Here is a 9,326-nt window from a genome sequence, read left to right as displayed (position 1 = left end):
TGTCGGCAGGTCTTAGCGGAACGGCGCGAGCCGTCCGGTGTCAGCAGGTTTTAGCGGAACGGCGCGAGCCGTCCGGTGTCGGCAGGTTTTAGCGGAACGGCGCGAGCCGTCCGGTGTCGGCTTGACAGACCGGAGGGCTCGCGCCCTACCGCTCACTCGACAAGGCACTCCGTTTGTTGTCAAAGGATCGCGTCGGCGATTCCAATTTCCCGGAGGGCTGACAGCTTTCGCGACGTTTGGCTGAGATTCCTTCTCTCGGAACCAGCGACGGGCAGATCAGATCGCTACATTGTGGTCTACCAACATGCTTGTCACGTTGGACTGGCCGCGTTAGACGATCGGGCGATGCGGCGAGAAGACGCCACCGGGCGGACGCTCGTGGCTGGCTCCCGATCACGCTCTCCTCCGGACTCATTCACGCCTTTCGGGCATCAGGGACAATCTTGTGTATTTGGTCACTCTTCTCTCGTTCCTTTTTTTCACGGGACTTGTCGGCCTGTGTACGTGGTGGATCACTCGCAAAGACGACCACGGCAGCAGCACGGGTTACTTTTTGGGCGGGCGTTCGCTGACGTTTCCGCTGATCGCGGGCTCGTTGCTGCTGACGAATCTTTCCACCGAACAAATGGTCGGGCTCAACGGAGCGGCCTTCACCGACGGACTGTGCGTGATGGTCTGGGAGGTCGTCTGTGTGGTGGCGCTGGTGTTCATGGCGTGGTTCTTTCTGCCACGGTTTTTGCGCAGCGGCGTTGCCACGGTTCCGCAGTACCTGGAGATCCGTTTTGACCATCAAACCCAGGTGATCACCAACCTGATTTTCCTGTTGGCCTACGTCGGCATTTTGTTGCCCATCATCCTCTACACCGGCGCGACGGGGATGGTCGGCATTTTGGATGTGCCTTCGATGCTCGGCAGTCTGCCCGAAAGCGTGGGAATGGAACCGGGCACCCTGGCGTTGTGGTTGATCGTCTGGGCGGTGGGGCTGATCGGTTCGGTGTACGCCTTGTTCGGCGGGCTGCGCACCGTCGCGGTTTCTGACACGATCAACGGCGTCGGGCTGCTGGTCGGCGGCTTCATGATCACCGTCTTTGCCCTCGCGCAACTCGGAGGCGACGGCGGGATCTCCGAAGGCGCGAGCTTGCTGGTGGAACAACAACGTGATCGATTCAATTCGGTCGGCGGCGAAAACAGTTCGGTACCGTTCGGCACCATTTTTAGCGGCATCTTTTTGCTGAACTTGTTTTACTGGACCACCAATCAGCAAATCATCCAGCGGACCTTCGGCGCCAGCAGCTTGGCCGAAGGTCAAAAAGGCGTCTTGTTGACCGGTGCGTTGAAACTGCTCGGGCCGCTCTACTTGGTCATCCCCGGCATGCTGGCGTACAGTTTGTTTGCCGGCGATGACATCAAGGCCGACCAGGCCTATGGCATGTTGGTCAACAAGGTGCTTCCCGCCCCGCTGACGGGCTTCTTTGCCGCGGCGATGATCGGGGCGATTCTGTCCAGTTTCAACTCGGCGCTCAACAGTTCCTGCACGCTGTTCAGCCTGGGACTTTTTAAGAACGTGATCAAGAAGGATGCCAGCGAACAGGCTGTCGTCCGTTCGGGAAAAATCTTTGGATGGATCGTCGCGGTGGTCGCCATGTCGATCGCTCCGTTGCTGGCCAACACGACCAGCATCTTTGGCTACCTGCAAAAGATGAACGGCATGTACTTCATTCCCATCTTCGCGGTGGTGTTGGTCGGCATGCTGACCAAACGGGTTCCGCCGTTGGCGGCAAAGGTCGCGTTGATCGCCGGGTTTTCCGTCATCGCCATCGGGTACTTTGTGCATCCCTTCGACATCATTGTCGCGTCCCTGCACGAGTACCATTTCCTGGGAATCGTCTTCGCCTGGTTGCTGATTCTGATGCTGGTGATCGGCGAAATCAAACCGCGCGAGACGGAATTTGTGCAGGAGGATGTCGGCGCCGTGGACATGACGGCGTGGCGATTTGCCAAACCCGTCGGTCTACTGCTGATTGCGATCGTGTTTGCCATTTACACCACCATGGCTGATTTCTCGGTGCTCATGCAATGATCTGAATCGTCGGCCCGGTCGCTGTGCGGCCTGTTGATTCAATGGAGACTGTGAAACGAATGGTGAGCCGTTGGCCGTCAGGCCCCGGCATTGCGCTGTTCCCGGCCGCTCACGCGTCACGGCGGCCGAGACGGATGCGAGTTGGCACGCAAATTGCCTCATTGATGCAGAGAACTGAATCCAATCCCTTTCCCGGAGGAACTCTGCGATGAAAATTGTTAGTGCGATCATCAATCCCTTGAAATTAGATGCCGTCAGGGATGCCCTGGCCGAGATCGGTGCCAAAGGAGCAACGGTGACCGAGGTGAAGGGTTACGGACACCAACGAGGGCATACGGAGATGTATCGGGGCGCGGTCGTGGACGTGAAGTTCAACCCGAAAGTCAAGCTGGAGGTCGCGATCGAAGACGCTTTGGTCGATCCGGTCATTGAGGCGATTTCCAAGGTTGCCAAGACGGGACACATCGGCGCCGGCAAGATCTTTGTCACACCCCTCGAACGCGTCGTACGAATTCGCACCGACGAAACCGGAGAAGCCGCCCTTTAACTTTGGTCAACGTCGGACCGACACCAGGCAACGCAGTGAGGCGGACTGCGGTTGCCGACATCCGATCCGGGTCTGAGGAAAAACATTCGTTGAGTACGCCCGATCGTGCCCACCCTCTGTGAAGCAAGTTTGCGATCAAAAATGTGCCAATCCGCGCGCCGGCAAACCCGTTCAATCGCTCATCGCACACCTCCATTCGGGCCGCAATGAACCCCCGTGAATCTGGAATGCGAATCGGGCGTCGACTCCCGTCCGGCGAATCGGCCTGTTGTATGATGTGGATCATCCCGTAGCCTGCGTGCGACGCGACGGTGGAGTTGGCGAAGCGGGGCCGCGTTCATTCCGTGATCAAGGACAATCCAGATGGCAAAGCATGAAGTCGATTTTGATGTTCCCAAACGCCCGCTCGGTCGCGCGGACATCGAATTCACGGTCAAGGCAGACGGCAGCGTGCTGGGCACGTTGACCGTTTCCAACGGATCGCTGGTTTGGTTTCCCAAAGGCACGACGAACGGATGCAAGATGGGATGGAGCAAGTTTGATGCGTTGATGCAGGAACATGCCACGAAGCAAGAACGACGCTAGCGGCGGGCTGAGTCGGCTTGCGGTTGCGGAAAACAGGTAGGAAGATTTTGGAGGTAAGAAAATGATGCGGATGCACCATCCCTTCGCCTGAGCCAATCTTCTTACCTTCAAAATTTTCCTACCTCGCCAGCCAACGAAGCGAGAAACTTCGGCACTTCGATCGACGCCTTTCCTCGAATGGTCAAATCAAATTGGTCGCTTTGGGGAGTGTCGTCCAGATTGATTTCGACTCGGCGACAATGCGGGGGTGTGGCTGCGACAATGCCTGCGGCCGGATAGACGACGGCCGAGGTGCCGATCGCCAGGAACAAATCGCAGTCTGCGGCAAAGTCGGCGATGTGATCCAATCCGATCGGTACTTCACCGAACCAGACGACGTGGGGACGCAGAGTGCCGACCAAATCGGGTTCGGTCGGGTGCGGCGTTTGGACACTCAAATCGCCACTCCAATCAAACAGATCACCTGTCAGCGAGCAGCGTGCTTTGAGCAGTTCGCCGTGCATGGGCAAAACGTTTTGGCTGCCGGCCCGCTGGTGCAGGTCGTCGATATTTTGCGTCACCAGTAGAAACGCATCGTCGTGCTGCTTTTCGAATTCGGCCAACGCGACGTGTGCCGCGTTGGGTTGAATCGATTCGTCGAGCAGATTGCGTCGTCGAGCGTTATAGAACTCGTGAACCAGATCCGGGTTGCGTTGGAACGCTTGCGGTGTGGCGACGTCTTCGAACCGATGCCCTTCCCATAATCCGTCCTCACCGCGAAACGTCGGGATCCCGGATTCAGCGGAGATCCCGGCGCCGGTGAGCACAAGAACTTTCATCGTGACGGGGCCGCGTGGGTGTGGGCAAACGGTCGTTGGTTCGGGGCGACGCGCGATCAAACGCCGGCCAGACGGTCGGCCAAGACGGGATCGTCCGCCGCCACCCGCATCGGATCCGCACCGAGTGTTCCGACCAAGCTGTTCAAATACGTCGACGATTCCGCTTGGGCCAAACGTTCTTTGGCGTAGTCAAGGCGTTCATCGAGATCCAGATTGAGCCGCAAGCCGTCGCCGTTGAGGGTTTCGATCGCTCGTTCAATCCGCTCGATACAGTCCGTCCAGTGTTGGATGTCGCGTTGTTGTTGTTCGACGAGTCGACGCCGATACCATTTGCTTTGCAGCATGTTGTCCAAGGTGAACAGGTCGCGGACTTCGGGATCGTCGATCGTTTTGCCTTCGTACTTGCCCGTGGCCAAGATGCTCACGATCGCGCGAAGCGGCGGACAGGCGAGTTCGTAGCCGCCGTCTTCCATGTAGACCTTGGCAACTCTGGCTTGAGCTTCGGCGATATGCAGGATTCCGTCGGCGAACGAATCGGGGTCTTGAAGTTCGGGTTTCAGAATATCGTCGGTAAAGACTTTGCTGGGGTTATCAAAGACGCGAGCCATGTAGGTGCGGACGAAGCGTCGGGTGATGCGATAGCCGAGTCGGCTGGCAGGGATGTCGACACCGTTGTGCTGGAAGTCTTCGACGCGTTCCAGCATTCCGTTGTCGATCATGTGTTGCGGCGATCGCTCTTCGGGGGTCAAACGGCACCAGACCTCGGGGATCAGCAACGAGATGTCGTGTCCGACTTCGAACCGCGGCCCGATGTGACCGGCGGCGGTACTGTACCCACCCAGTCCGGTCAGGATCATGGACACGATCATGTTGTTCATGTCGGTCGACGGCATCAACGCATTGAAGGGGCCCTTGGTCAGTGCGCCTTCGCTGCCGGCACCGGTGGTGCTGGGGCTTTTGCCGGTCAACGAGCAAAGGTAGTCCATCACCAATTCGGGCAGTTCTTGGTAATGCAGGGGTGAGTAGACGGCCAAGGAACGAATTCGTTTGGCCGGCTCCGGCGGATTGTTTCGCCGGCCTCCCAGTACTGCTCCGACCGGGATATGGATCGGTTCATCGGGGCCGAGTCCGCGGTTGAATTGGACGCCACGTCGGGCGACGTAGGTGTCGCGGGCAAACACCATGTCGGGCCGATCTTGCAGGTATCGCGGGTTTTTCGTTTGTTGGCCGTCGACCAGCCGTGGGTTGGCCGTGCTGACGACGAAGCTGTCTCCGCGCTCATAGGATTTCGTGAGCAGATCCGCCATCGGGCCGGTGAATTTGTCAAACTCAATCGCGTCGAGCACGATGTCGCGAACTTCCGAGTGGGTCAACGGGTGGAAATTGCTGATGAAGTTGGCCGGCCTCGACAAGTCCCATTCGGTCTGTTTGTCCAATCCTCGATGGATGGCATCATCGGGACGTTGGAACAAGCGGTACTCGCAGTTTTCGATGAACTTGTAGCTGGTCGCGGGGAGCACGCTGTCGCCGAGGTTTTCGATTCGGTCGGCCGGGACGATCGTGCTGGCGCTGATGTCGTCTTCACGCTGCACCTTGGCGGCCGGCATGAAATCCTGACGCACCTTGAACGTTCGCCAGCGTTTGTTGTCCAAGCCGACGCGAAGATACGTCCCCACCAAAGCTCGGTCACCGATCTTCAATTCGTGTCCGGGCGAGCCGTTGACGATGTCCACGCCGAATCGTTCTTTCCAATTCAACGCCTCGCCTTCCTTGGTGAATCGTTTGATGATCAAGGCCATCGAGTACACGCGCTCGGGGATGCTCTCGAGCCATCGATTGTAGTCGTCGTTGTAATCGGGCGACGGGGTCAGCAGCTTGATCACACTGCCGAGACTCCGCTTCGGGCTCAACACACTGCGGCTCGGTCCATCGGTGTAATCGGTGCGCCCGGCATAGGTGTCCGACCAGCGGGTGGAGTAATCCTTTTCGAAGATCTCGTCCAGTTTCGCAAAGTCATCGTCTCGGTCGCCGATAAAGATCGGGCCGTAGAGCATGTAGTCACGCAGGCTCTTGCTGATTTCGCTCTTTCCGCCGCCGCTGACGGTGCAGGGTTTGTGACAGAAAACGCCTTCGCCGACCGTCCCGACCAGTCGCCACGAGGGCGCGTTGGGGTGTTTTTCCAAGCGGATCTTGTACCCGCTCGGGGCGATGTAGATTTGTTCCGGTGAAAGCGGAATCCGGTGGTCGTTGCCGTCGCGCGTCCACTTGATGCACCGCTCTTCCAACGTCACCTTGGCATTCTCGGGAATGTAGATGATCGAATCATCATTCCGGTCGACACCGTAGCCTTCCGGTTTGGCATCGACAAATTCCGCATAGTCGCGGACGACATCATCAAACGTCCGCCCGTTGTAGCGTTGACTGTCGACTTGGAATTCTTCGCCCAAGGAATACGACGCGAACGCGAGCGCTCCACCGGCGTGCTCCTCTTCCGATCGCCCCATCAGATTGCAGGCGTAACTGATCTGCGTCTTGACTTCTTTCTTGCAGTATCCGTAGTAGTTGTCCGCGATCAGCGTGACGACGACGCCACGGCGGTCACGACAGGTCAACTTGAATGCCGTGCCGTTGTTGTAACACTCCGATTCGTCACTCCAACACATGCCGTCGCGGCGTTGCCGTTCGGACGCACTGCTTTCATGGGGCAATCCAAGTTCCTTCTTCGTCAACTTGGTCAGGTGGGGTGCCAAAATCACACAGCCCGTGTGTCCGGTCCAGGATTTGACATCGAGCCCGGCATCGTTTTCAGGGATCAGCGGATCACCACCGTTGCCGAAAATCGATTCGACAAAGTCCAGGTTGCTGACCAAACTGGCGGGGGCAAAGAAACGCGTCTCCATCGACAGCGCGTTGGTGAATCCGGGGACTGCGGGGCAGACCAACGGACGCAACATCAGCGAGACCCAGGCGTGCGCCGGATTGGTCAACTCACTGGTGTAAGGCAGCAGCATCAAATCTTTCGGCGGCGACATCGCGGCGCGGAACAGTTTGACGAACACGCCTTTGGGGACGGAGCGTTTGTCACCGGGGATCGGCAGCCCGCCTTCGACAACATGGAACGTTCCCGCCGTCGTCCGACGGTCCGCACGTGGATTGTTCAAGACCCCATTGGTGCAGCGATAGGAACTGACCAGGTCGTTTTCGAAGGAGTCCCCGTTGATCGGCAGACTCAGTTTGCGGGCCATCCCGTGACGGTCCAACGTCAACGGGTTGGACGGTAGATGAAGTTTTCCGTTGCGGAGTTCGTCGGCAAAGTAGCCATTGAGAAACGTTTCGATGCGCGTGTCCACCGGGACGCGGTGGGACGAAAGCAAACGCGACTTTTCACGAATGCTATCGAGAATCCCACTCGAAAACTTGGTCATCGCGTTGCCGAGTTCATTGTCGCGACCCAGCAGCCCGGCGGCCGCCAACTGCAAGACCAAGTACGTGCGTAGATTGTCACGTTCGACCGGGTCGGTGGTGAGCGACTTGTCCCAACCAACGGCACGCTGCAGTTCGTCAGCATCATGGAACAGTGAGAGATTTTCACGAATGAGCGACATAAAAATCTGGGTGGTTGGAGACAAAATGACGAAAACACGAAAAGAATAGCAGACACGCAGCTGCCCGATGACGTCTCAGCGAAAGGAATCGCCGACACGTATCGCTCTAGCCTGGGAGAGGTTTCTCCCTCGTCAATGCCCGTGCCCCGTAGCGTTGCCTAGCTGCCCATTGTCTGGCGATGATGGCGTGATGCACGCCGCGTTCGTCCGGGGGGTGTCTCCTGGCCTTGCCGTTCGGTTTTCCGTAGGTTTTCCGGCACCCGGATGATTCTCCGCTGAAACGGCGCCGCTCAATCCACCGGTTGCTGGATCGGTTGGGGCGATTCACCGAAGGTGTAGATCAAGGTTTCACCATCGATCGTCGCGCGAACGCGTCGCAGTTCCGGTTGGGCCGTCAGGAAGGTGGTCAGCCCGGTCGACTGTGGCGAAACGACTCGCTCCAGCTGTTCGTGGATGGTTTCGCCATCGGTCAGACGGATCATGGCAACGTCCATTTTGGGCGTTGATTTGTTGATCTCATAAATGGTTTTCGAACGGGCCAGCAACACCACGGGCGAACCATAGGGCTGGTCGATGGTCATGCCCCAAGGATCTTGTTCGAAATCTCGCCTCCAATTGATTTCGCCCGATTGCGTCGACACGGCGATGATCTTGTGGACGGTACGGTGTGTTTCTCCATGCTGGGTCAGCATGTCGCCTTTCTGACGCACGACGGCGTTTGCCGGTAGCACCAGGATCTGGCCGTCCATCCACATCGCGTACATCGATTGAAGATCCGGCATCTCACCGATCTCATGACGACACAGCTCGGTCGCCTGCAGCAGGTCCCAGATCACAAGCCGCCCCGTGCTGTCCAACAGCACCAGATAGCGGTCTTGCAAGATGCGTCCGCAGCCTCGTCCGGCCGCCTGGGTGAGCGGTTGTTTGATCAAGGCTTCGATTTCCAAGGCGACTTGGCCGCTGAACGGATCCACCAAACGCACCATCGCCGCCGATGATTTTGAATCGACTTCATAGGCCAAGACGTGTTTCCCGCTGGTTGCCCAAACCTTTCCATAATCCCAGTCTGCCGAATCGAGCTTGCGGCCGTCATGCAGGTCAAACTGTGACACCGAGGCGAAGATGCCTTTGACGTAGGAAACCACGGCGACGCGGTTGTCGTCGACCACGATGTGCCCGATCGTCGGGGCCGACGAATTTCGCCACAGCGTTTCTTTGTCTCTGGTATCAACGGCAATCAAGTCACCTGCTTGCAGCACCAGGACGCGATCCCCCAGCACCGGTCCGACGCGGAACTCGCTGATCTGATTGGCCGCACCGGAATTGGTCGGGTAGGAGAAATTGGAATCCCCGAAGACGGTCGTTTCAATCTTGCGCTGCGTATTGGTTGCCCCGTCCGCCCCGAAGTCGCGCGACCATAAGGACGCTTCGCTGCGGCGACTGCTCTGCATCGCAAACAGATCCACCGCGGAGATCCGCCCCGGACGCTCCAGGATCATCAGCCCGCCGCTGATCTTGGCCTTGCGGTCTTGAATCCTGGCGGCGCGGAATTCATCCATCGGCAACGGCATCACATCGCCGTTGGGATTTTGAAACATCACCGAACCGCCGCGGTTGACCACTTTCCAGCCTTGAAAGGTTTGCCCGCCGTAGAGCGTCGGGTCGACCACCGCTTGCAGAAACGTCGACCG

Annotated in this window: 6 protein-coding genes; 3 read left to right on the top strand and 3 right to left on the bottom strand. The window is 58.2% G+C overall.

Annotated elements, in window-relative coordinates; translation table 11 throughout:
• Positions 1 to 451 precede the first annotated feature (451 nt).
• The 3 genes from ABX749_RS11255 to ABX749_RS11245 all read left to right on the top strand — a co-directional run bounded on the left by ABX749_RS11255 (position 452) and on the right by ABX749_RS11245 (position 3,212).
• Positions 452 to 2,080, top strand: a complete 1,629-nt coding sequence (locus ABX749_RS11255) for a solute:sodium symporter family transporter (RefSeq protein ID WP_372896066.1) — start codon at positions 452 to 454, stop codon at positions 2,078 to 2,080.
• Positions 2,081 to 2,288: 208 nt separating this feature from the next.
• Complete coding sequence (locus ABX749_RS11250) at positions 2,289 to 2,627, top strand: P-II family nitrogen regulator (protein WP_145219182.1); 339 nt, start codon at positions 2,289 to 2,291, stop codon at positions 2,625 to 2,627.
• Positions 2,628 to 2,990: 363 nt separating this feature from the next.
• A complete protein-coding gene (locus ABX749_RS11245; RefSeq protein ID WP_095738310.1) occupies positions 2,991 to 3,212 on the top strand; it encodes a hypothetical protein in 222 nt (73 codons plus the stop codon).
• A gap of 107 nt (positions 3,213 to 3,319) precedes the next feature.
• Here the strand turns inward: ABX749_RS11245 and ABX749_RS11240 are convergent, their stop codons facing one another.
• The 3 genes from ABX749_RS11240 to ABX749_RS11230 form a co-directional block, all read right to left on the bottom strand.
• Positions 3,320 to 4,030, bottom strand: a complete 711-nt coding sequence (locus tag ABX749_RS11240) for an NAD-dependent deacylase (protein ID WP_372896065.1) — start codon at positions 4,028 to 4,030, stop codon at positions 3,320 to 3,322.
• 56 nt (positions 4,031 to 4,086) lie between these two features.
• Positions 4,087 to 7,635, bottom strand: coding sequence for a hypothetical protein (locus ABX749_RS11235; protein ID WP_372896064.1), 3,549 nt, complete (start codon positions 7,633 to 7,635; stop codon positions 4,087 to 4,089).
• Between the two features lie 290 nt (positions 7,636 to 7,925).
• A partial coding sequence (locus tag ABX749_RS11230; protein WP_372896063.1) for a PQQ-binding-like beta-propeller repeat protein occupies positions 7,926 to 9,326 on the bottom strand: 1,401 nt, incomplete at its 5' end.

This window comes from Stieleria sp. (assembly GCF_041595215.1).
GTDB lineage: Bacteria > Planctomycetota > Planctomycetia > Pirellulales > Pirellulaceae > Stieleria > Stieleria magnilauensis.
The sequence above is the reverse complement of the archived record's forward strand: the minus strand, read 5'-3'. Positions and strand labels throughout refer to the sequence as shown.